This window comes from Schaalia naturae, from assembly GCF_042665795.1.
Classification (GTDB): domain Bacteria; phylum Actinomycetota; class Actinomycetes; order Actinomycetales; family Actinomycetaceae; genus Pauljensenia; species Pauljensenia naturae.
The window spans coordinates 3051653-3072352 of the sequence record NZ_JBHTEF010000001.1 but is presented as its reverse complement, the minus strand read 5'-3'; the positions used below and the strand labels follow the sequence as shown (position 1 = coordinate 3072352).

Here is a 20700-nt window from a genome sequence, read left to right as displayed (position 1 = left end):
CCGTTCCTCCCCTCCTTCTCAGTAGTCCAGGCCGCCGCGACGCCACTCGTAGACGTACGGCACGGTGATCAGCGCGATGAACGTCAGCATCGCGCCGAGCCCGAAGGGGCCGACCTGGTCGAAGCTGACCGCCCACGGGTACATGAAGACGACCTCGATGTCGAAGATGATGAACGTCATCGCCACCAGGTAGTAGCGGACCGGGAAGCGGCCCTCCTCGATGTGCTGGGGGCCAGGGTCGATCCCGCACTCGTAGTTCTGGCTCTTGTACTTGTTGCGAACCTGGGGGCCGATGATCGTCGACAGCCCCAGCCCGCCGATCGCCACGACCAGCGCGGCCGCCAGCATGATCAGCAACGGCACATAGGGATTGGTCATCGTTCCTCCCGTGACAATCGGTTGGGCTCCGGGGCAGTGGCTGCGGCGGGCGGACGGCCCGCGCGACGGATGCGCGGCCTCATGCTTTGGGCACCAGCTTCGCCAGCGTCGTGATGAGACGGTCGTCGATGTCCCCGCCCCTGCGCTCGAACCCGTCGGACAGCAGCTTGTTCACCAGTTTCATCAGGCGCGGGTGGGGCAGCCCGTAATAGGTGCACAGATGCATGATCTGCGGGTTCTCGATGAGGCGGACGAAGATCCGGCCCAGCGAGTAGTAGCCGCCGTACTCCTGGCGCAACTGCTCCGGATAGGCGGATAGCGCCCGGTCCACGCCGGCCCGGGAGGTCCGCGCCAGCCCCTGCGCAATCGCCGCGGCGGCCAGGCGCCCGGCCTTGAGCGCCGGAGCGATCCCCTCGCCGTTGAACGGGGAGACCATGCCCCCGGCGTCGCCGACGACCACCAGCCCCTCGATGTAGTGGGGTTTGCGGTTGAAGCTCATCGGCAGTGCGGCGCTGCGCAGCGGGCCGACTTGGTTCGCGGGGGTGAAGCCCCACTCCTCGGGCAGATGCGAGGTCCATTGCGCGAAGACCTTGCGGTAGGACAGGGCCGTGGCGCGGGCCGTGGAGGACACGGAGCCCAGACCGACGTTGACCGTGCCGTCGCCCATCGGGAAGATCCACCCGTAGCCGGGCAGCAGGTCCGACCGGCCCGGCTCGCCGCTCCACAACTCGAGATGGGAGACCATCCACTCTTCGTCGGACCGCGGTGAGCGGAAGTAGGTGCGGGCGGCGACCCCCATCGGGCGGCGTTCGTTCTTCTCGAGCCCCAGAGAGGTCGCCAGGCGCGCCGAGACGCCCCCGGCCTCGACGACAATCTTCGCGCGCGCCGTGACCTCCCGGGCCTGGTCGCCCCGGCCCGTGCGGGCGCGCACCCCGACGACGCGGCCGTCGCCGTCCGTGAGCGCGCCGGTCACCGCGCATCCCTCGTGCAGGTGAGCGCCGGCGGCCACCGCGTGGCGGATGAGGTCGTGGTCCAGGCGCATGCGGGCCCGCGTCATGCCGTATCCGGGCAGCGAGGCCCCGTCCGGCCACTCCATCTGGATCGTGTGACCGCCGCCGTGGACCGTCAGCCCACGGTTGCGCGTCCAGCCCGCGGTGTCCATGCCCATGAGGACCAGCTCGTGGACGGCGGCGGGGGTCAGGCCGTCGCCGCAGATCTTGTCGCGGGGGAACTCGGACTTCTCCAGCACCGCGACATCGAGGCCCAGGGCCGCCAGGTGGTAGGCGGTGGATGCCCCGGCGGGCCCGGCGCCGACGACGATGACATCGGCCGCGATGTCGCGCGCCATGTCGTCCGTCACCATGTCTCCTCCGGTCATCACACATCCCGCGGAGCCGCGGCACGACGCGCCGCAGTCCACCCCGCAGGTTAGCCCGCGGGCATCGGGACGGATGACCATCCGAGCCTTGACCTGCCGTTCGCCCCAATTGTCCCGGTCCGGGCACCGGATCGGGGTCCCGATTTCAGCAAGGCGCGAATTGCCTAATTCCCCTCGCTTGCGCGGGTCACGGGAACATCTTCTCACCCGCGCTCCGCGCGCGGGCACGAATGCGCAGGAGCTCGGAGACGCGCCGCAGCCCAGCGCAACCGACGCGCTCCGAGGCGCACGTGAACTTCCCGCCCAACTGTGGCTTTTTCACCGAGCCGTGGAGTTCTCACCGAACTGAAGACACGTAACGCCTCAGTTCGGTGAGAACTCCACGGCTCAACGGCAGCACCGGGCGGCTCTGCGGCGGAGAAGGGGTCAGAGCCCCGTCCAGTGCCCGGCGCCGGCTCAGCTCCGGGGCTTGTACGCGCGGTGAAGGGCGACGATGCCGCCGGTGAGGTCCTTGTACTCGACGCGCTCCCACCCGCTGCGGGCGATCAGCCGTCCGAGGTCCTCCTGGGGATGCCACGCCAGGATCGACTCGACCAGGTAGTCGTAGGCGACCTCGTCGGAGGAGGCGACGCGGGCCAGGGTCCCGATGACGGCCCCCAGGTAGAAGCGGTACAGGCGCCGGAAGGCGGGATTCGGCGGGGTCGAGAACTCGCAGACGACGAGCCGTCCGCCCGGCTTGGTCACGCGCGCCATCTCGCTCAGGGCGGCCCGCGTGTCCACGACGTTGCGCAGCCCGTAGGAGATCGTCACCGCGTCAAAGGAGTCGTCGGGGAAGCCGAGGTCGGTCGCGTCCCCCTGGACGAACTCGATGCCGGGATGGCGGCGCCGTCCGACCTCGATCATGCCCTCGGACAGGTCGCAGGCGACGACGCGGGCGCCGCTGCGGGCCAGAGAGGCCGAGGAGGCGCCAGTCCCGGCCGCCAGGTCCAGGATGGTCTCGCCGGGCACCGCGCCGACCGCGGTCCGCATGGCCGCACTCCACAGACGGTCCATGCCCCCGCTCATCAACGCGTTCATGAGGTCGTAGCGCGAGGCGACATGGTCGAACATCGACGCGACCTCCTCGGGCTGCTTGTCCAGGTCGGCGCGCAGGGTGTCATTCGTCTCGCTCACGCACGCATTCTCCCATCCCGGCCGGCCGGCGCGCCCGCCGTTACCATGGGCGCCATGCCGACTCCGCCCCCGACTCCTCCCGACGACGCGCCCGAGGACCTGCCTCCTCTGCGCGTGCGCACAGCCCGCCTCCCCGCGGATCATCCCGCCGCCAGCGCCCCCCTGACCGATCTGCTTCCCGATCCGTCCGGGACCGCCGCCTGGCTGGGCGCGCGCGTGCGGATGGTGGGCTGGGACGAGGCCCTGCGCCTCGAGGTCCAGGGCCGCCACGCGATCCGGTCGGCGGCGCGCGCCTGGGGGCAGGCGCGCCGGCGCGCCCTCGTCGAGGTCGAGGACGCCGCGGGCGGGCCCGCTCCCGGCCCCGCGGCCCCGATCGCCCTGGGCTCCTTCGGCTTCGCGGAGGCGACGCCGGGCATGCTCGTGGTCCCCTCCGTCCTGGTGGTCGAGGACGACTCCGGCCGCAGCGTCATCACGGCGGCGTCCGGCGCCAGGCCGGAGGCCCCCCTGGAGGCGCTGGAGCGCGCCGCCGGGCGCCGCGCCGCGCAGCCGGTGGAGGCGCCGCGCGGCCTGTGGACTCAGACGGGGCGGATGACCCAGACCCAGTGGATGGAATCGGTGCGCCGCCTCATCGCCCGCCTGCGCGGGGGGGCGGCCTCGAAGGTCGTGATGAGCCGCGACATGGTCGTCTCCGCGGCGCGGCCCGTCGACCAGCGCCACTTGCTGTCCCGCCTCCACGAGCTCTACCCCACCACCTGGGCATACGCCGTCGACGGCCTGATCGGCGCGACCCCCGAGATGCTGGCCTCGATGAGCGGGGCGCGCGTCTCCTCGCGCGTCCTGGCGGGCACGGCCGGGCCCGGCGAGGGGCAGAGCCTCATGGCGTCCCTCAAGGACCGCACGGAGCACATGCTGGCCGTCGAGTCCGTCGCCCGGGCGCTGGCCCCCATCGCGGAGACCCTGGAGGTCCCGGAGCATCCGTCGGTCCTGGACCTGCCGAATGTCTCGCACCTGGCCACCGAGGTGACGGCGACCCTGGGGACCAGCGACGTCCTGGACGTCGTCGCCGCCCTGCACCCCACCGCGGCCGTGTGCGGAACGCCGACGGCCCTGGCGCTGGACCTGCTGGAGACCTTCGAGTCCACCCGGCGGGGCCGCTATTCCGGGCCCGTCGGCTGGGTCGACGCCTCCGGCCAGGGCGAGTTCGGCATCGCGCTGCGCTGCGGGCAGGTCAGCGGGGACGGCCGCTCCGTGCGCGTCTACGCCGGAGGCGGCATCATGCCCGACTCAGTCCCCGAGGTCGAGCTGGCGGAGACGCGCGCCAAGATGGAACCCGTGCTGCAGGCCCTGGGCGTCGCCCAGGCCTGAGCCCGCCCACCGGACGCGAGACGAGGGCGGCCCCGGCGTCCGACACGACCGGATGACCGATCGTCACGGCCGCGGAACCGCCCTCGTCGAGTGCCGGCGGGGCGACGCCCCGCTCAGTCCTGCTGGGAGTCGAGCGTGACGGTGACGGTCTGCGTCTTCCCGTCGCGGGCGAACTCCACCTGGACCTGGCTGCCGCCCGTGTAGGTGCGCACGTAGCCGGACAGCGCCTTGCCGGAGGTGACGGCGTCGCCATCGATGGAGAGGATGATGTCGCCCTCCTGGAGGCCCGCCTCAGCCGCCGCTCCCCCGTCGTTGACGGAGACGACCTGCGCGCCAAGCCTCGTCGTCCCGTCCACCGTGGCCGTGCCCGATTGGATGGTGACGCCGAGGACCGCGTGGTCGACCGAGCCGGTCGAGATCAGCTGGTCGGCGACGGAGACCACCAGATCCGCGGGGATCGCGAATCCCAGGCCGATCGAGCCGGAGGACGAGGATGAGGAGTCCGACATCGAGGCGATCGAGGAGTTGATGCCGATCACGGAGCCCGAGGAGTCGAAGAGCGGCCCGCCGGAGTTGCCGGGGTTGATCGAGGCGTCCACCTGGATCGCGTTCGTGATCACCGAGGAGCTGGCCGTCGAGGACTGGTTCTCATTGCCCTGGAGCTGGCCGAAGGGGTCGTTGGGGTCGACCTGCTGCTCGTTCTGGCTCTCGGTGGCCACCTCGACGGGACGGTCGAGGGCGGAGACGATGCCCGTGGTCACCGTCGCGGACAGGCCCAGCGGGGAGCCGATCGCCATGACGGACTGGCCGACCGTGAGATCGGCGGAGGAGCCGAAGCGGGCGACCGTGAGATCCGAGGGAGGGTTCTCCAGCTGGAGAACCGCCAGGTCCGTCGTCTGGTCGTAGCCGACGACCGTGGCCGTGTAGAGCGTCGAGTCCGACATCGTCACCGTGATCTTCGCTCCGGTGCCGCCCACCGCGGAGGAGATCACGTGGTAGTTCGTCACGATGTGCCCGTCCGCGTCGTAGACGACGCCCGAGCCGATCTCCTCGCTGGAGTTCGAGTCCACCGTGATCGTCACCGTCGCGGGCCCGACCGCATCCGCGACGGCCTCCCAGTCGACGGCGTCGCCCGAGGAGGTCACCTGCGGCACGGACTGGGTGGTCTGCGCCCCGGTGGAGCCTCCGGTCGTCGACGAGGAGTCGCCGCTGGATCGCCCGCCGACCAGCGCGTAGGTGCCACCGACCGCGATGAGGGCCGTCACGACCATCGCGACGAGCAGGGCGAGCCACCCGGGGGCGCCGTGGCTCCTGGCCGGGCGCGTGCGCGTCGCGGTGGCGAACGGGGAGGAGGGCGCCGCCGCCTGCTGGTACTGCTGGTAGGACGCGCCCGGCCAGGTCTGCTGGCCCGGGGCGGGCTGGGCGGCGTCCGGCTGGCCGGACGACCATCCCCCCGAGGAGACGTGCGGCGCGGAGGCGTCCTGCGGGTAGGCGTCGCCCCCGTCCGCCGGGGGCCGGGGAGGCTGGGCGCTTGGGCGTGCGTCGCCGGTGCTCCCGGATGGCTGCGAGGGCGCGGCCCACGGATTCGCCGGGCGGGCGGACCAGGTGGCGCCGGTGTCGCCGGGCCCCCAGGCGCGCGAGTACGTGGAGGAGTCCGGGGCCTGCGGAGCCGGCTGTCCTCCCGGTGAGGACGGCTGGGGCGGCTGCTGGTCGGGCCTGGCCGGCCGCGCCTCGGGGGCGGGACCGGCGGCGGGGGGTTCGGCCGGATGGTCGCCGGGCTGGCCGGCAGACGGGTCGGCGGGGCGCCAGGCGTCATCCGGGTGGGGCGCCGGCTGCTGCGAAGGGTCGTTCGCACGGTTGTCGCTCATGAGATCCTTCTTCCGAGGTTTCGCTGATGCCCCCCAGTGTGCTCGGGAGAATTCGCCGTGGACTGGGTGTCTTCTGGGTGTTTCCTGTGAGTCAGTGTCCCGCGCGGCAGGCCAGGCGCACCCGGGCCAGGAGCTCCGGGTCCCGGGGGATCGGCACGTGGACGACCTCGCGTCCGCGCACCGGGCGCGCCAGGCGGGCGCGCAGCTGCCCGATGGTCCTCGCCGTCGTCGCCCGCGCCCCATGGGCCCGGGCGATCCCGACGATCGAGGAGGCCTGGGCGGTGCCGAAGAATGTCTCGAAGGCGCCGGCCAGGGCCGGGTCCCCGTGCTCGAGCCCCGCGAAGATCCCACCCCCCTGGTCGTCGAGGACGACGATCTGGGCATCCGGCTCCGTGTCAGACGCCGAGAGCATGAGGGAGGAGGCGTCGTGGAGGAAGGTGAGGTCGCCCATCACGGCGCGGACCGGGCCGCCGCTCCCCCACGCCAGGCCGAGCGCCGTCGCGATCGTCCCGTCGATGCCGGCCAGGCCGCGGTTCGACACGACATCCGCCCGGCCCCGCCCCGAGGCGACAAGGTCCACCGCGCGCACCGTGTTCGACGCCCCGAGCAGCAGGGTCCCCGTCCCGGCGTTCCACACGGCGCGCGCGGCGGAGACCAGGGTCGGCGCAGCGTCGTCGGCCGGTTCCGTGAGCGGGAGCAGGGCGCGGGTGACGGACTCGGCGCTCCGCGCCCACTCCTCCGTCCATCTCGCGTCCCTGTGACGGGCCGTGGCCGCCCCCAACGCGGGGACCACCAGCTCCGCCTGGCCCGCGACATCGGTCCACGGCAGGTCCCCGGACTGGACGACGATGCGGATGTCGCCGCGGGCCAGCAGCGCGCCGACTGGGCGCGAGAGGGTCGGACGCCCCGTGACGACGACCTGCTGGACGCCCGGCCCCAGGGGGCCGCTCAAGAGCGTCTGCTGATGCGCGGTCCATGCGCCCGACGTCGTGGCGCCGCTGGTCGGCTCGGCCAGCAGGGGGATGCCGGCGGCGAGCGCCCAATGCCCGGCTTCCGGATCCGCCCCGTCGCCGGCCACCAGCACGGTGCGCAGGTCGGGATCCACCGCGTCCTCCCACCGCCAAGGACGCGGCTCGGCTCGGGCGACCCTCGTGACCCGGACCGGGGCGGAGGCGCCTGGCGCGCGCGTCGCCGCACCGTCGCCCGCCGGAGCGGGGGGCACCGCGACCCGAGGGACCAATGGGTCGCGGAACCCGATGTTGACATGGACCGGGCCGGGCGCGCCCGCGGGCAGCCCGCAGGCCGTGGCCACCGCGCGGGCGACCAGGGCCGTGAGCCGGCCGTCCGGCGCCGTGCCCGCGGGGATGTCCCACACGCCGCGGACGTGCGGGGTGAGCAGCCCGGGCTGGTCCGTCGTCTGGGAGGCGCCGACGCCCCGCATCTCGACGGGCCGGTCGGCGCTGACGACGATCAGCGGGACGCCCGAATGGGCCGCCTCGGCGACGCCGGCGTGCAGCTCGGCCACGGCGCCTCCGGAGGTCGTCACGACGGCCACGGGCCTCATGCCCGCCGCCTGGCGCATGGAGCCGCCCCGGGACGGGTCGGCGGCCGGGGCGGAGCCGCCCTCGTCGGAGCCGGGGAGCGCGCCTGCGCGGGAGATCCCCACCGCGAGGAAGGCGGCGCCCCGCTCGTCCAGGCGGACGCGCGCGCGGAGGACCCCCGCGCGCACGGCGCGGTCGAGCGCGTACGCCATCGGCGCGCTGCGGGAGCCGGGGCAGTAGACGACGTCGCGGACGCCGCAGGCGGCCAGGGCGGCGACCACCGCCTCGGCGAGGGCCTCGGAGGGATGGGGACCGGGGCCACCGGGGCCGGGCGTCATCGCAGGCCTCCCCTCTCCGGACCGGGGAGGGCCGTCATCGCCTGGCACATGAGGTCCAGGCGCTGCCTCCATCGCGCCACGAGCCCGCCGGGGACCGTCGAGGCGGCGGAGATCGCCTCCGGGTCGGGGGCGGTCGGAAGCCCGGGAAGGGGGATGGCGCCGCCGACGGGAGCCAGAGGGCGCGCTACGACGTCCTGGACGAGCAGCTGGGCGGTGGCGAGGCCGCAGGCGTGGGGCAGGTCCGGCAGGCAGGCGGCGGCCCGCACGCCGAGGTCGAGCCCCACCGAGGTCTCGATCGCGGAGGAGACGACGATCTCCAGGCCGGTGCGAGAGGCGACCTCCAGCGCGCGCCGCAGCCCGCCAAGGGGGGCGACCTTGACCACGGCCACATCCGCGGCCTCCGACTGCGCCACCGCGTCGACGGCCGCCAGAGGGTCGTCGGCGCGCCGGATCGACTCGTCCGCCGCGACCGGCACGCCGACCGCGCGACGCACCGCGGCCATCCCCTCCAGGTCGGGGCACGGCTGCTCGACGTACTCCAGGCCGCCGACGGCGGCGGCCGCCCGGTCGAGCTCGGCGACGGCCTGGATGGCCTGGTCGGGCGTCCACGCCGCATTCGCGTCGACGCGCAGACGGGCGCACCCGGCCCCGACCTCGTCCGCCAGGGCGTCGGCGACGGCCTGGACGCGCTCGATGTCGGCGGACAGCGGCTGGCCGGGATCGGCCACCTTGACCTTTGCGGTCCGGCACCCCCCGGAGGCCCGGACCCGACGAGCCGCCTCCTCAGGCCCCGACACCGGGATCGTGACGTTGACGGGGACCTCGCGACGCAGCGGCGCGGGCGGCGTCGTCGTGGCCGCCTCCAGGGCCGAGCGGAGCCACCTGCTGGACTCCAGGGGACCGTAGTCCCAGAATGGCGCGGCCTCGCCCCATCCGGACTCCCCGTGGACCAGCAGCCCGTCGCGACTGGTCACGCCCCGGAAACGGGTGACCAAGGGCGTGCGGTGGATCAGGAGGCGGTCGATTCCCGCGAGCGCCTCCCGCGTCGCGGCCGGCAGGGCGGCGATGTCGAGTTCGGTGATCTCCAGTCCGCGCACACCCCCATTGTGCCTGTCCTCCTGGATCCCGCCGGATCTCACTCGGCCTGGCGCACGGCGATCCCCGAGCGCGGCGCGATGACGACGTGCCCCGTGCATGCCGCGCCTGAGACCAGGTCGGCGCCCACGACGCCCGCGACCTCCGCTGCGGAGTCGGAGTGGTTGAGCAGGAAGAGCACGTCGCCGCGCCGCTGCGCCTCGACTCCGTCCGGAAGGCCGGCCATGACGGGCTGCACCCGGGCGTGGGCGGTCAGCACGGCCAGCAGCGCCGCGCGGCCCACAGCGTCCAGGTCGCTGGCCGCATACCAGGCGGCGCCCCCCTGGGCGCCTGCGGCCCGTCGCGTGATGGCGGCGCGTCCGGCCAGGTCTGCCGCTCCGCCGCGCCCGTCGAAGACGGCGACCACCTCCACGGAGCTGCGGGCGAACGACAGGGGGTCGGCCTCGTCGATCTCCCCGGGGAGGGCGGGTCCGATCTCCTCCGCCCACATCCCCCCGCGCAGGTCGGGGGCGGGCGTGCCGATGCGGTCCAGCGCGCGACGCAGCGAGGGCGACACGGCCTCGAGACCGCACCAGGTCTGGCGCGCGGGCGCGGACACCGCGCGGGTGAGGCGGTCGACGAGGGCGGCGCCGGGATCCTCCTCGACGCCGGCGTCCTCCCAGCCGGAGGGGAGGGAGCCGGTGAGGGGCGCGTGGTCCACGACGCGCACGCCGAGCAGCTCGCGCAGGCCGCCCAGGTAGCCGCCGAGGACGGCCCGCATGTCGGTGTCGACGACGCCGGTGGGCGCCGTGACCAGCACCTGGGCACCGGATTCGACGGCCCGCCTCAGCGCGGAGGCGACCTCGGGGAGGTCGGTGAACTGCTCGGCGACGATGATCAGGCGGTGGCCGCCGGCGGCCAGGTCGCTGTCCGGGAAGACGATGTCGGAGGCGATCCCGGCCTCCCACAGGGTGCGGTGCCAGGCGTGGGCGGCGGCGAAGGGGGCGCCCGGTTCCGTGGGGCCGATGGCGGAGTGCCGGGCCCACTGTGCCTCCCAGTCGAGGAGGATCGCGACGTCGGCGTGGACGCGCGTGCCGGCGACCGGCGCCAGGGCGCGGAGCACGCGGCCGGTCCCGACGGCCTCGCGCCAGGTCCGCGAGGCGCGCCCGGAGTGGGGGATCATGCCGGAGTGGAAGGCCTCCGACCCGCCGCGGGACTGGCGCCACTGGAACTGCAGGATGCCGTCGGCGCCATGGGCGACGCGCTCGAGCGACCACAGCAGGAACTGCCCCGGGCGCTTCCGGCTGTTGCGGGGGCGCCACTGGACGGCGCCAGGCGTCTGCTCCATGAGCAGCCACGGCGCACCGTCGCCCAGACCCCGCATGAGGTCGCCGGCCCAGGCGATCTCATGGGCCGAGGCAGGATCGGCCGGGTCGGGGTAGGAGTCGTCGGCGATGAGGTCGAGCCGGGATGCCCACCGCCGGTAGTCGAGCCACGGGAAGGACCCCATGAAGTTCGTCGTCACCGGCCGGTCGGAGTGGGCGCGGATCGCCTGGATCTCGCCCTCCATGCAGGCGAGGATCTGCTCGTTGCAGAAGCGCCGCCAGTCGAGGACCTGGGCCGGGTTGTGGAAGGTCGGCATTGATCGCGGAGGACGGATCTGGTCGAAGGAGCTGTAGCGCTGCGACCAGAAGTCGGTGCTCCACGCCTCGTTGAGCGACTCGATGTCACCCCCGTGCCGGGCGGCCAGCCACTCCTGGAAGTCGGCGGCGCTCTGGTCGCTGAAGCACTCGTGGACGTGGCAGCCGTACTCGTTGCCGACGTGCCACAGGACGACGCCGGGGTGGTGCCCGAACCGCCGGGCGAGTTCCTCGGCCAGGGCCTGGGAGCGCTCCCGATAGACACGCGATGAGGGGCTGTACTGCTGGCGCGACCCGAATCCCAGGCGCGTGCCATCGGCGGCGACCGGCAGGCTCTCCGGGTGGTTGACGGCCATCCACGCGGGAGGAGAGGCCGTGCCCGTGGCCAGGTCGACGTCGATGCCCGCGTCATGCAGCCGGTCGATGAGGTCTCCGAGCCAGTCGAGGTCGTAGCGCCCCTCCTCCGGTTCGAGCCGCGCCCAGGAGAAGATCCCCAGCGACACGAGCGTCACCCCGGCCTCCCGCATCATCGCGATGTCCTGGTCGACGGTGGCGGCGTCCCATTGCTCGGGGTTCCAGTCCCCCCCATAGGCGAGAGCGGAGGCGGTGGGGAGGGCTGCCGGCCGCACGGGCCGGCCGCCGTCGGAGCGTCGGGGCGTCGTTGTCATGGCACCAGCATACGAGGAGAAGAGCCCTTGTGGTCACGCAAACATGCCGGAGACCGCCACACTGGCCGCTCGGGGGCGGAGCGCGCGGCCGGGAACCGCTGCCCTTCCGCGGACTCGAGGCTCAGGCCCGTCCGAGCGCGGAGACCATCGCCGCCTTGATCGTCGGCATGCGGTTCGCGGCCTGGTCGAAGACGATCGATCGGGGCCCCTCGAAAACCTCGTCCGAGACCTCGATGCCCTCCAGCCCGAACTGCTCGTGGATGCGCAGGCCCACCTCCGTCCCCAGATCGTGGAAGGACGGCAGGCAGTGCATGAACTTCGCGTCGGGCCCCGCGGCGTCCATCAGCGCGGCGTCGACCCGGTAATCGCGCAGGAGCTCGATGCGTTCGGCCCACGCCTCGGCCGGCTCCCCCATCGACACCCAGATGTCCGTGTGGACGAAGCCGGCGCCCTCGACGGCCCCGGTGTCCTCGGTCAGCGTGATCCGGGCTCCGGTCTCCGCAGCGCGGCCCCGGGCCGCGGCGACCACGTCCTCTGCGGGCCACAGCTCGCGCGGCGCGATGATCCTCACGTCCATCCCCAGGATCGCGCCGTTGACCAGGAGCGACCGCCCCATGTTGAAGCGGGCGTCCCCGATGTAGGCGTAGGAGATCTCGGAGTCGGGGCGCCCGGCGCTGTGCTCGCGCATGGTGAGCGTGTCGGCGAGCATCTGGGTGGGATGCCAGTCGTCGGTGAGGCCGTTGAAGACCGGGACGCCCGACCTCTCCGCCAGGATCTCGACGTTGGACTGGAGGTCCCCTCGGTACTCGATGCCGTCGAACATGCCGCCGAGCACCCGGGCGGTGTCGGCCACCGACTCCTTGTGCCCCATCTGGGAGCCCTGCGGATCCAGGTACACGGTGTGCGCCCCCTGGTCGGCGGCCGCCACCTCGAAGGCGCAACGCGTGCGGGTCGACGTCTTCGCGAACAGCAAGGCGATATTGCGCCCTCGCAGGTAGGGGACCTCCCGGCCCTCGCGTTTGGCGGCCTTGAGGCCGGCCGCCAGGTCGAGCAGGTCCCGCCACTCACGCTGGGCGAAGTCGAGTTCCTTGAGCAGGTGCTGGCCGGGGCGGAACAGGGCGGGCAGCCCGTCGCCCGCGGTTGCGGGGGACGCGGTCGGGGAGGTCATGGGGAGATGCTACCGGCACCCGCGCGCGGCACGGCGGAGCGTCCGCCTGCCAGCCGCCACTCGGAGGGACGGCTATCCGTCGGGCCAGTGGAAGCGCGGCATCGGCCCCAGCCCGGAATCGTCATCGGGCCCCGACGGGTCCGATCCGCCGGAGGACAGCGCCCTGTCCATCTCCCACTCCATGCGGGCGAGATCGCTCATCGCCTCCAGGGCCGGGACGCCCTCGTCGCCGGGACGGAGGAGCGCGCGCACCGAGCACACCGCGACCACGGCCGCCACCGCCACTCCGAGGACGCCCGGATGGGCGAGCACGGACCAGAAGACGACCACCGCGTAGACGGCTGAGAAGACGACGATGACGCGGCGCGCGGGGGTGCGCCGAGGGAACAGGTCCGCCACGCGGCGGAAGGCGACCAGGCACACCGGGAGGAGGAACATGCTCAACGAGGCCAGCCCGAGGCCCATCCCGTGGACCAGCAGCAGCACCGCCACCGGCCACAGTCCGAAGGAGAGCAGCACGGTGCGCGGCGGCGTCCCTCCCTCGGGAGGGAGGAGCCGGTCGAGCGGTTGCCGGCGGTCCTGTGCCATCGGGGTGTCCTTGCCGGGAGAAGAGCGCGTCTGGGCGTCTCTCCAGACTAGCCGCGCACGTACCCTGTGGGCATGACCGCGTCTCATCGTTCCGCCTCGGCCCTGCCCTTCGTCTCCGACGCCTTCGACCCGGCCCGCTGGCGCGAGGTCGGGGGCTTCGGCTTCACCGACCTCACCTACCACCGGGGGGTCTCTCGAGGGGAGGAGCTGGACGGCGCGCCCGCCGGCGAGGATCTGCCCTGGGTGCGCATCGCCTTCGACCGGCCCGACATCCGCAACGCCTTCCGACCGCTCACCGTCGACGAGCTGTTCCGCGCCCTGGACCACGCGCGGCTGAGCGGGGATGTCGGCGCCGTCATCCTCACGGGCAACGGGCCCTCCGCGCGTGACGGCGGGCACAGCTTCTGCTCGGGGGGCGACCAGCGGGTTCGCGGCTCCGACGGGTACCGGTACGAGGTGGCGTCCGGGGCAGGGGCGGCCGCGGGGCGCGGGGCGATCGCGGACGACTCGGACACCGCCGACACGGCCACCCGCCGTGAGCGCATCGACCCGGCGCGGGCCGGCCGCCTCCACATCCTCGAGGTCCAGCGCCTCATCCGCACGATGCCGAAGGTCGTCATCGCCGCCGTCCCGGGATGGGCGGCCGGCGGGGGGCACAGCCTCAACGTCGTGTGCGACCTGTCCGTGGCGTCCCTCGAGCACGCCCGCTTCAAACAGACCGATGCGAACGTGGGGTCCTTCGACGCGGGCTACGGGTCGGCGCTGCTGGCCCGCCAGGTCGGCGACAAGCGGGCGCGCGAGATCTTCTTCCTGGCCGAGACCTACGACGCGGCCACAGCCGAGCGGTGGGGCGTCGTCAACCGCGCCGTCCCCCACGCCGAGCTGGAGAACACGGCGATCGAATGGGCGCGGACGGTCGTGGGCAAGTCGCCGCAGGCGATCCGGATGTTGAAGTTCGCGTTCAACCTCGCCGACGACGGCCTGGCCGGCCAGCAGGTCTTCGCCGGGGAGGCGACGCGCTTGGCCTACATGACGCCGGAGGCGCAGGAGGGCCGTGACGCCTTCCTCGAGCACCGCTCCCCCGACTGGTCGGGGTACCCCTACTACTTCTGAGGGCGGCACCTGGTGTGTGCCGGGCCGAGCCGGGCCCGTCGTCTGGGGAGGCCGGCGACGCCGGACCGCACCGACGCCGTCAGTCCGGGAACATCAGCGCGATCGCCACGGCGACGACGCTCACCGGGCCGAGGGACGGCCATCCCGTCGTGATCACCACGCCGCCCCGGCGCCCGGAAGCTCCGTTCCTCACGGCATGGACCCTCAGTAGTGGCTGACGACCGGAGTGCCGACCTCATCCCAGCCGAAGATCCACTTGGCGTCCGCGACCGCCATGTTGACGCAGCCGTGGGACCCGGCGGCTCCGGCGAACCCGAAGGAATTCCTCCAAGGCGCTCCATGCAGCGCGTAGCCGCCCGTGAAGTAGCTGATCCAGGGCACATCCGGCGTCTCATAGTTCGAGCCGTCGGCGTTCTCGCCCTTCATCGTCTGCGTCTCGTACTTGAGGTAGACGTGGAAGGTCCCCGTCACCGTCGGAGTGGCGTCGGCGCCGTTGACCATGGACACCGGCCCGTACACCACGTCGGCGCCCTCATAGGCCGTCACCGTGTGGTTCGACAGGTTGACGTCGATCCACTTCTCCCCGGCGTGGGGCGAATAGACGAGGCCCTCGGCCCCGTCGACCACGGGCTTCTGGTCGTAGGACGGCGCGACCTCGTCGTAGGTGAAGGTCCCCGAGTAGGACGTCCCCGCCGTCAGCGCGGCGACAGCCTCGGAGGCGATCGCGTCGGCGTTGTTCACCGTGTACCCCGCCTTCCCCTCGGAGGCGGTGACGACGACCTTGCCGGAGGCGTCGACGTTCTGGATGCCGTTGACGGGCTTGTCGTTCGTGGACTCGGCGGCCTTCTGGACCCATGCGGTCACCTTGGCCGGGTCGAACGCCGGTGCGCCCAGCCCGTCCTCGGTGGTCGGGATTGTGACCCAGGCCGCCTTGTCGGCCTGCGTCGCCGAGTTCTCCGAGACCGTCCCATACAGGGTGACATCGAGGTCGAGCAGGGCGTTCGCGGCGGCCGCCACCTGCTGGGCGGCCTCGGTGGACACCGTGGGCTCGATCTCGGTCGCGGTGACGTCGACCGCCTGGGACTCCAGGGCGGACACCGCTTTCGCGACGACGCCGGTCAGCTGCGAGATGTCGACGCCCATGCCGGAACTCGCCTCGGTGGCGATGAACTGCGTGCCGTCCTCGGACAGGGCGACGGAGCCGTTGCGCACCGGGGTCCCCGCCGCGGCGGCCACCTGGTCGGAGAAATCCGCGAGCGCCGCGTCGTCCGTGGTGGAGACGACCGGGACCTCGTTGTGACGGAACAGGGCCGCGATCCGCGACGCCAGCGAGGCGTTCGGCTCGAAGGCCTTCGCCGCCGTGGCCTCCGGGTCCACCGAGACGCCCAGATCAGCCAGCTTCGCCGTGGTGGGCTTGCCGTCGACGTTGACTGTCACCGTGATGTCGGAGGCGCGCTGGCCCACGGCCGAGGCGACCTCCTCCTGCGTCTGCCCGGTGACAGAGGTGCCGGCGACGGACACGCCCGGCAGCGCCACGTCCGAAAAGTGCGCGGCATAACCCGCCGTCGCACCGGTGACAACCAGCACGATCGCGAGCGCGCCGCCCAGCGCCAGCTTCCATCGGGCGGATTTGCGTTTCATCACACTCCGATGGTAACCGGTGGTGTCCCCACAGCACGAGAGCGCCACGGGATGAGGCGTCCCACACCTTCCCACCGTCTCACGCCCCGTGGTTTCGCAGCCTCCGCCCAGGGCGCGTAATCTGAACGATCGCCCCGTCCTCCCCAGGTCCGACGAGGGCGGCCCCGGCTCCGCCAGGGCAGGCGCCGGCCTCCAGGGCGGTGCCCCGACCGCACCGCCGACAGGAAGAACCGCACGACATCATGGCCTCGGAGGGTCCACGTATCCTGACCGTCCCCGGAGGGACGTCGCCCGGCGCAGCGGCGATGGCCTTCGCCTCGCTGCACAAGCTCGTCGAGCTCCACGAGGCCCGGGAGGCCCACGCGAGCGGGGACGCGGCCGACGCGCCGTCCCCCTCCGCCCCGCACACCGTCGTGGTGCTTCGGCCCCCGGCCTCCGTCGCCCACCAGTCGCTCCGCCAGGCGGCGGAGTCGCCCTCGTCCCCCTTCCCGGAGCTCCCCGACGACCAGGCGGCGGATCCCCACCTGCTGGACGGGGTGGACCTCGTGGTACCGACCTCCGGCTCCTCGACGGGCACCCCCCACCTGGTCGGCCTGTCCGTCGAGGCGATGCTCGCCTCGGCGCGGGCCACCCATGACGTGCTGGGCGGACCGGGCAATTGGATCCTGGCCCTGCCCGCTCACCACATCGCGGGCGCGCAGGTGCTGTTCCGCGCGGCGGTGTCGGGCACCGACCCCTTCATCGTCGACATGACCGGCGGGTTCTCCCCCGCCCGCCTGCTGCCCGCGATCGCCGGGGCCACCGCCGAGGCCGACGCGCCCGGCTACCTCTCTCTGGTCCCGGTGCAGCTGAGGGCCTGCCTGGAGGCGGGCGGCGACGTCGTCGCGGCCCTCACCCGGCTGTCGGCCGTGCTGGTCGGCGGGTCGTCGGTCGACCGCGCCCTGGTGGAGGCGGCCCGCGAGCGCGGCATCCCCGTCGTCACCACCTACGGCATGACGGAGACCTGCGGCGGATGCGTCTACGACGCGCTCCCCCTGCCAGGGGTGTCCGTGCGCTCCGTGGACGTCGACGGGCAGCAGCGCCTGGCCGTCGCGGGCGCGGTGCTGCTCACCCGTTACCTCGACGGCCCCGCTCCCTTCATCGACGAGGGCGGCGTCCGCTGGCTGCTCACCGGCGACCTCGGACTCATCACACCGGCGCGCACCGTCGAGGTCCTCGGCCGCGCCGACGACGTCATCGTCTCCGGGGGCCTGTCGATCGCGCCGGCCCCCGTGCGCCAGGCCGTCCTGTCCACCCCGGGCGTCGCCGACGCCTGGATCCTGGGGTTGCCCGACCCGAAGTGGGAGTCGGTGGTGGCCGCCGCGGTCGTCCCCGATCCCGCGCTGGGGGTCTCCGCGGCGCCGACGGGCAGCGCGCCGTCTCCCGCCCTCAGAGCCCTGTCGGCCTCCATCAGGGACCACGTCGGACGCGAGCTCGGTCGCGCTCAGTCCCCGCGGGTCGTGGTGGCGCTGGAACGGCTGCCCCTCCTGGACAGCGGAAAGACGAATCCACGGGCCGTCCTAGAGGCCGTCAGAGCCCGTCTGGGCACGGCCGCGGCCTGGCAGCGGTGAGGAGGACCCATGGCAACGGCTCGCGACTGGGTGGAGGGGGCGCGCCTGCGCACCCTGCCTGCGGCGACGGCGCCCGTGATCGTCGGAACCGCGGCGGCGGCGCGTCTGGGAGCCTGGTCGCCCGGCCGCGCTCTGCTGGCCCTCGCCGTCGCGTTGCTGCTCCAGATCGGGGTCAACTTCTCCAATGACTATTCCGACGGCGTCCGCGGCGCCGACGACGACCGCCAGGGACCTCCGCGCCTGACCGGTGGCGGCTTGGCCGCCCCGCGCACCGTGCTGGCGGCGGCGGCGGCCTGTTTCGCGGCCGCCGGGGTGCTGGGCCTGATCCTGGTCCAGTTGTCGGGCCAATGGGCTCTGGCCGCGGTCGGGGTCCTCGCCGTGGCGGCCGCCTGGTTTTACACCGGGGGGAAGCACCCCTACGGCTACATGGGGATCGGCCTGTCCGAGCTCATGGTCTTCGTCTTCTTCGGCCTGGTCGCCATGGTCGGCACGACGTGGACGCAGGCGCTGAGCTCGCCGTGGTGGGTGTGGACGCTGGCTTGCGGGATGGGTCTGATCAGCGTCGACCTGCTCATGGTCAACAACATCCGCGATCTGCCCTCGGACGCCAGGGTGGGCAAGCGCACCGTGCCGGTCCGGCTGGGGGATCGCGGGTCGCGCCTGGTCTACGCCCTGGTCATGGTTCTCGCGGTGGCGGCCGCCGTGGCCGGCGTCGCCGGGTCGGGCGTGTCGGCGGCGGTGTGCGCGATCGTCGGGGTGCTGTGCGCGGCTGGGGCGCTCGCGCCGTTGCTGCCCGTGGTCCGCGGCGCCGTCGGACGCGCCCTCATCCCCTCCCTGCGCGACACCGGCCTGTACGCCCTGGCGTGGGCGGGCGTCGTCTCCGTGGCGCTGGTTCTCGCCGCCTGAGGCGTCCCAGCGTCCCAGGCCGCGGCCGGGCGGAGCTGGCGGACCGCGCGGCGGGCGCCCGGGAGGAGGTTCCACCGCGGTCCCCGTAGACTGATGCCGTGTTCCGCGTACTCCTCATCATCGCCTGGCTGGCCGTCACCGTGTACGCCATCGCCGACTGGGCCCGCACGCCCGAGGAGGAGATGCCGGGGCGGATCCCTCGGATTCTGTGGCTGATCATCCTGCTGCTGACCATCCCGTCGTTCTCCATCGGCTCGATCGTGTGGCTCATCGTGCGTTCCGTGGCCCGCGCGGAGGCCGGCGGCTCAGGATCCGGCGGGGTCGCGGGCGGGCGGCCGATCCTGCCCCGCCCCCAGCGCGCCGCCCGCCCCACCGCGCCCCCGCCGCCTGTGGCTCCCGACGACGACCCCGAGTTCCTGTTCAAACTGGAGCGGGACATCCGACGCCGGCGCGCCGAGGAGGACCGCCGGGACAAGCGCGAGGGCGGTCCGTCGGCCGACGACTCGCCGTCAGACCCCGGGACGGGCCCGGATCGCTCTCCTGGGCCGGACTCGCCCGGCCCCGCCGATCCGTCCGACTCGTCGGATCCCTCCGACTCGCCCACCGACCCGCGCTGATCCTGCCGTTGCCCGAATACCGCCGGATGCTCGTCGGGCCGCCTGATTGCAAGGGAGAACCCCGGAGCCGTGCGGTTCCGGGGCATCCAAGGGCGGAGGATGGGGGATTCGAACCCCCGAGGGCTTGCACCCAACACGCTTTCCAAGCGTGCGCCATAGGCCACTAGGCGAATCCTCCAGGACACGCGACGTGCGCGTGCCTGCCCATGCTAGCGGGCCGCCCGTCGCCTTGGCGAACCGGCGGAGGCGCCCGCACCGTGGCATCGCTCACCCCCGCCTCGCGAGTTCCCCGCCTGATCTGCGCGGCCCGCGGCTCTCCCGAGACAGGGCAGCGGGCCGCGCCCGGGCGGATCCGCAGCCGGCTCCCGGCCGGAGCCAACTGGCCGGGCCCCGTCCTCGGCCCCGGCCCTGGACCGGGCAGCCCTACTTCTGGACCGGGCCGAGGATCGCGTTCGCCCACGCCCCGTGCAGGGACTCCTGGTCGGAGGGCTGGAACAGCCCGGCCACGACGTCGCGGGACAGGCGCGAGAGCTCGTGCCTCGTGTAATAAGACGACCCGCCGCAGGCGCGCAGCGCCTGCTCGACCGCGCGCAGAGAGGCCTCGGCGGCCGCGTTCTTCGCCGCGGACAGCTGCGGCATCCACATCGACCCGCGGTCCACGCCGTCCTCGACGTCGCGGGCGAGTTCGCGGATCTGGGGGCCGACCGCGTTCATCGTCAGGGCGGCCTCGGCGATCCTCCAGCGGATGTCGGGGTCGTTGGCGTAGACCGTCTGGTTCTTGACGGACTTGCGGGTGCGGACGTGCTCGGCGGCGACCTCGACGGCCCGCTCCCCCACCCCCTGGTACGTGGCGCCCAGCAGGATCTCGAAGTGCGAGAAGATCCCGAAGACCACCGGATCCTCGGACGGTCCGGGAGTGGTGCGCGTGAGGATCTGGGCCTCGGGAGCGTGTGCGCCCTCCAGGAGCGTCGTGTTGGACTGCGTCGCGCGCATCCCCAGCGTGTCCCAGTCGTCCTTGATGGTGAACCCGCCGTCCTCGCGGTGCAGGATGGCGAAGACCGAATGGGGGCCGTCCTGGCCCGAGTCGTCGCGCCCGAAGACGAGCAATCGCGTCCATGCGGGGGCGAGGGAGGTGAAGATCTTGGTGCCGGTGAACGCGTACCCGCCGCCGCCATCCGCATCCGGCACCGCCTGGGTGATCGAGCCGAAGAGGACGAGGTCGTTCCCGGGCTCCGAGATGCCGAAGCCGAAGAGCTCCCCGGCGGCCGCGTCGCGCAGGATCTGCCCGCCGCGCGGATTCCCGTTGCGGACGAGGTGGCGGCCCAGTCCGACGATGATCTGGTGCATGTTGACGCCGAGAGCCGTGCCCGGCGAGGCGGCCGCCAGGCGCGTCTGCTCGGCGGCGATCTCCGGCAACGTCAGGCCCGAGCCGCCGAACTCCTGGGGGACGAACGCCCCCAGGTACCCGCCGGCCCGCAGATCATCGAGGTCGTCGAAGGGGAACGAGTTCTCGGCGTCGTGACGCGCCGCCCGGCCTCGGACGGTGGACAGGAGCTGCTCGCTGAGGAATCCCACTGGTCACTCCCTGGAGTCGTGGTTGTTCATGGGCGTCCGCGCATCGGGCGGCGGGCCGG

The 20700-nt window shown here is 73.2% G+C and carries 16 protein-coding genes and 1 tRNA gene; 5 read left to right on the top strand and 12 right to left on the bottom strand.

The window, feature by feature from the left end; all coding sequences use genetic code 11:
- Nucleotides 1-18 precede the first annotated feature (18 nt).
- The 3 genes from ndhC to ACFQWG_RS13475 all read right to left on the bottom strand — a co-directional run bounded on the left by ndhC (nt 19) and on the right by ACFQWG_RS13475 (nt 2866).
- Nucleotides 19-378: an NADH-quinone oxidoreductase subunit A gene (gene ndhC, locus ACFQWG_RS13485; protein ID WP_291496044.1), complete on the bottom strand. Its 360-nt coding sequence runs from the start codon at nt 376-378 to the stop codon at nt 19-21.
- Nucleotides 379-457: 79 nt separating this feature from the next.
- The gene (locus ACFQWG_RS13480) at nt 458-1741 is read right to left on the bottom strand and encodes a geranylgeranyl reductase family protein (RefSeq protein WP_380976112.1); all 1284 of its coding nucleotides are present in this window, start codon (nt 1739-1741) and stop codon (nt 458-460) included.
- 471 nt (nt 1742-2212) lie between these two features.
- Nucleotides 2213-2866 (bottom strand): class I SAM-dependent methyltransferase, encoded by a 654-nt coding sequence (locus ACFQWG_RS13475; RefSeq protein ID WP_380976362.1) that lies wholly within the window; start codon nt 2864-2866, stop codon nt 2213-2215.
- A gap of 117 nt (nt 2867-2983) precedes the next feature.
- On the opposite strand from ACFQWG_RS13475, the gene ACFQWG_RS13470 reads away from it, so the two are divergent.
- Complete coding sequence (locus tag ACFQWG_RS13470; RefSeq protein WP_380976110.1) at nt 2984-4294, top strand: isochorismate synthase; 1311 nt, start codon at nt 2984-2986, stop codon at nt 4292-4294.
- Nucleotides 4295-4407: 113 nt separating this feature from the next.
- Here the strand turns inward: ACFQWG_RS13470 and ACFQWG_RS13465 are convergent, their stop codons facing one another.
- From ACFQWG_RS13465 to ACFQWG_RS13440, 6 genes are all read right to left on the bottom strand, one after another.
- Complete coding sequence (locus ACFQWG_RS13465) at nt 4408-6162, bottom strand: trypsin-like peptidase domain-containing protein (protein ID WP_380976109.1); 1755 nt, start codon at nt 6160-6162, stop codon at nt 4408-4410.
- 91 nt (nt 6163-6253) lie between these two features.
- Complete coding sequence (locus tag ACFQWG_RS13460; RefSeq protein WP_380976107.1) at nt 6254-8041, bottom strand: thiamine pyrophosphate-binding protein; 1788 nt, start codon at nt 8039-8041, stop codon at nt 6254-6256.
- On the bottom strand, nt 8038-9138 hold the full coding sequence (locus ACFQWG_RS13455; protein WP_380976105.1) for an o-succinylbenzoate synthase: 1101 nt from the start codon (nt 9136-9138) through the stop codon (nt 8038-8040). The genes ACFQWG_RS13460 and ACFQWG_RS13455 overlap by 4 nt, the downstream gene beginning before the upstream one ends.
- Nucleotides 9139-9176: 38 nt before the next feature.
- The gene (locus ACFQWG_RS13450) at nt 9177-11423 is read right to left on the bottom strand and encodes a beta-galactosidase (RefSeq protein ID WP_380976103.1); all 2247 of its coding nucleotides are present in this window, start codon (nt 11421-11423) and stop codon (nt 9177-9179) included.
- A gap of 121 nt (nt 11424-11544) precedes the next feature.
- Nucleotides 11545-12591: an ornithine carbamoyltransferase gene (gene argF / locus ACFQWG_RS13445; RefSeq protein ID WP_380976101.1), complete on the bottom strand. Its 1047-nt coding sequence runs from the start codon at nt 12589-12591 to the stop codon at nt 11545-11547.
- A gap of 72 nt (nt 12592-12663) precedes the next feature.
- Nucleotides 12664-13179 carry a hypothetical protein gene (locus tag ACFQWG_RS13440; RefSeq protein WP_380976099.1) on the bottom strand — a complete coding sequence of 172 codons (516 nt, stop codon included), beginning with the start codon at nt 13177-13179 and terminating at the stop codon, nt 12664-12666.
- A gap of 72 nt (nt 13180-13251) precedes the next feature.
- Here ACFQWG_RS13440 and ACFQWG_RS13435 point away from each other — a divergent pair, with 72 nt between their 5' ends.
- Nucleotides 13252-14292 (top strand): 1,4-dihydroxy-2-naphthoyl-CoA synthase, encoded by a 1041-nt coding sequence (locus ACFQWG_RS13435; protein WP_380976097.1) that lies wholly within the window; start codon nt 13252-13254, stop codon nt 14290-14292.
- A gap of 204 nt (nt 14293-14496) precedes the next feature.
- Here ACFQWG_RS13435 and ACFQWG_RS13430 read toward each other — a convergent pair whose 3' ends face one another.
- Nucleotides 14497-15933: a L,D-transpeptidase family protein gene (locus ACFQWG_RS13430; protein ID WP_380976361.1), complete on the bottom strand. Its 1437-nt coding sequence runs from the start codon at nt 15931-15933 to the stop codon at nt 14497-14499.
- A 242-nt stretch (nt 15934-16175) separates the two neighbouring features.
- Here ACFQWG_RS13430 and ACFQWG_RS13425 point away from each other — a divergent pair, with 242 nt between their 5' ends.
- The 3 genes from ACFQWG_RS13425 to ACFQWG_RS13415 all read left to right on the top strand — a co-directional run bounded on the left by ACFQWG_RS13425 (nt 16176) and on the right by ACFQWG_RS13415 (nt 19066).
- A complete protein-coding gene (locus ACFQWG_RS13425; RefSeq protein ID WP_380976095.1) occupies nt 16176-17543 on the top strand; it encodes an AMP-binding protein in 1368 nt (455 codons plus the stop codon).
- Between the two features lie 9 nt (nt 17544-17552).
- On the top strand, nt 17553-18449 hold the full coding sequence (locus ACFQWG_RS13420) for a 1,4-dihydroxy-2-naphthoate polyprenyltransferase (protein WP_380976093.1): 897 nt from the start codon (nt 17553-17555) through the stop codon (nt 18447-18449).
- 98 nt (nt 18450-18547) lie between these two features.
- A complete protein-coding gene (locus tag ACFQWG_RS13415) occupies nt 18548-19066 on the top strand; it encodes a hypothetical protein (RefSeq protein WP_291496022.1) in 519 nt (172 codons plus the stop codon).
- Between the two features lie 93 nt (nt 19067-19159).
- On the opposite strand, the gene ACFQWG_RS13410 is transcribed toward ACFQWG_RS13415, so the two are convergent.
- Nucleotides 19160-19244, bottom strand: a tRNA-Ser gene (locus tag ACFQWG_RS13410).
- A 245-nt stretch (nt 19245-19489) separates the two neighbouring features.
- A complete protein-coding gene (locus ACFQWG_RS13405) occupies nt 19490-20641 on the bottom strand; it encodes an acyl-CoA dehydrogenase family protein (protein ID WP_380976090.1) in 1152 nt (383 codons plus the stop codon).
- Between the last annotated feature and the right edge of the window lie 59 nt (nt 20642-20700).

What these genes read in the sequence shown, in the direction of transcription:
- ndhC (WP_291496044.1), bottom strand. Translation starts at nt 378, where the DNA reads ATGACCAATCCCTATGTGCCGTTGCTGATCATGCTGGCGGCCGCGCTG.
- ACFQWG_RS13480 (WP_380976112.1), bottom strand. Translation starts at nt 1,741, where the DNA reads ATGGTGACGGACGACATGGCGCGCGACATCGCGGCCGATGTCATCGTC.
- ACFQWG_RS13475 (WP_380976362.1), bottom strand. Translation starts at nt 2,866, where the DNA reads ATGTTCGACCATGTCGCCTCGCGCTACGACCTCATGAACGCGTTGATG.
- ACFQWG_RS13470 (WP_380976110.1), top strand. Translation starts at nt 2,984, where the DNA reads ATGCCGACTCCGCCCCCGACTCCTCCCGACGACGCGCCCGAGGACCTG.
- ACFQWG_RS13465 (WP_380976109.1), bottom strand. Translation starts at nt 6,162, where the DNA reads ATGAGCGACAACCGTGCGAACGACCCTTCGCAGCAGCCGGCGCCCCAC.
- ACFQWG_RS13460 (WP_380976107.1), bottom strand. Translation starts at nt 8,041, where the DNA reads ATGACGCCCGGCCCCGGTGGCCCCGGTCCCCATCCCTCCGAGGCCCTC.
- ACFQWG_RS13450 (WP_380976103.1), bottom strand. Translation starts at nt 11,423, where the DNA reads ATGACAACGACGCCCCGACGCTCCGACGGCGGCCGGCCCGTGCGGCCG.
- argF (WP_380976101.1), bottom strand. Translation starts at nt 12,591, where the DNA reads ATGACCTCCCCGACCGCGTCCCCCGCAACCGCGGGCGACGGGCTGCCC.
- ACFQWG_RS13440 (WP_380976099.1), bottom strand. Translation starts at nt 13,179, where the DNA reads ATGGCACAGGACCGCCGGCAACCGCTCGACCGGCTCCTCCCTCCCGAG.
- ACFQWG_RS13435 (WP_380976097.1), top strand. Translation starts at nt 13,252, where the DNA reads ATGACCGCGTCTCATCGTTCCGCCTCGGCCCTGCCCTTCGTCTCCGAC.
- ACFQWG_RS13430 (WP_380976361.1), bottom strand. Translation starts at nt 15,933, where the DNA reads ATGAAACGCAAATCCGCCCGATGGAAGCTGGCGCTGGGCGGCGCGCTC.
- ACFQWG_RS13425 (WP_380976095.1), top strand. Translation starts at nt 16,176, where the DNA reads ATGGCCTCGGAGGGTCCACGTATCCTGACCGTCCCCGGAGGGACGTCG.
- ACFQWG_RS13420 (WP_380976093.1), top strand. Translation starts at nt 17,553, where the DNA reads ATGGCAACGGCTCGCGACTGGGTGGAGGGGGCGCGCCTGCGCACCCTG.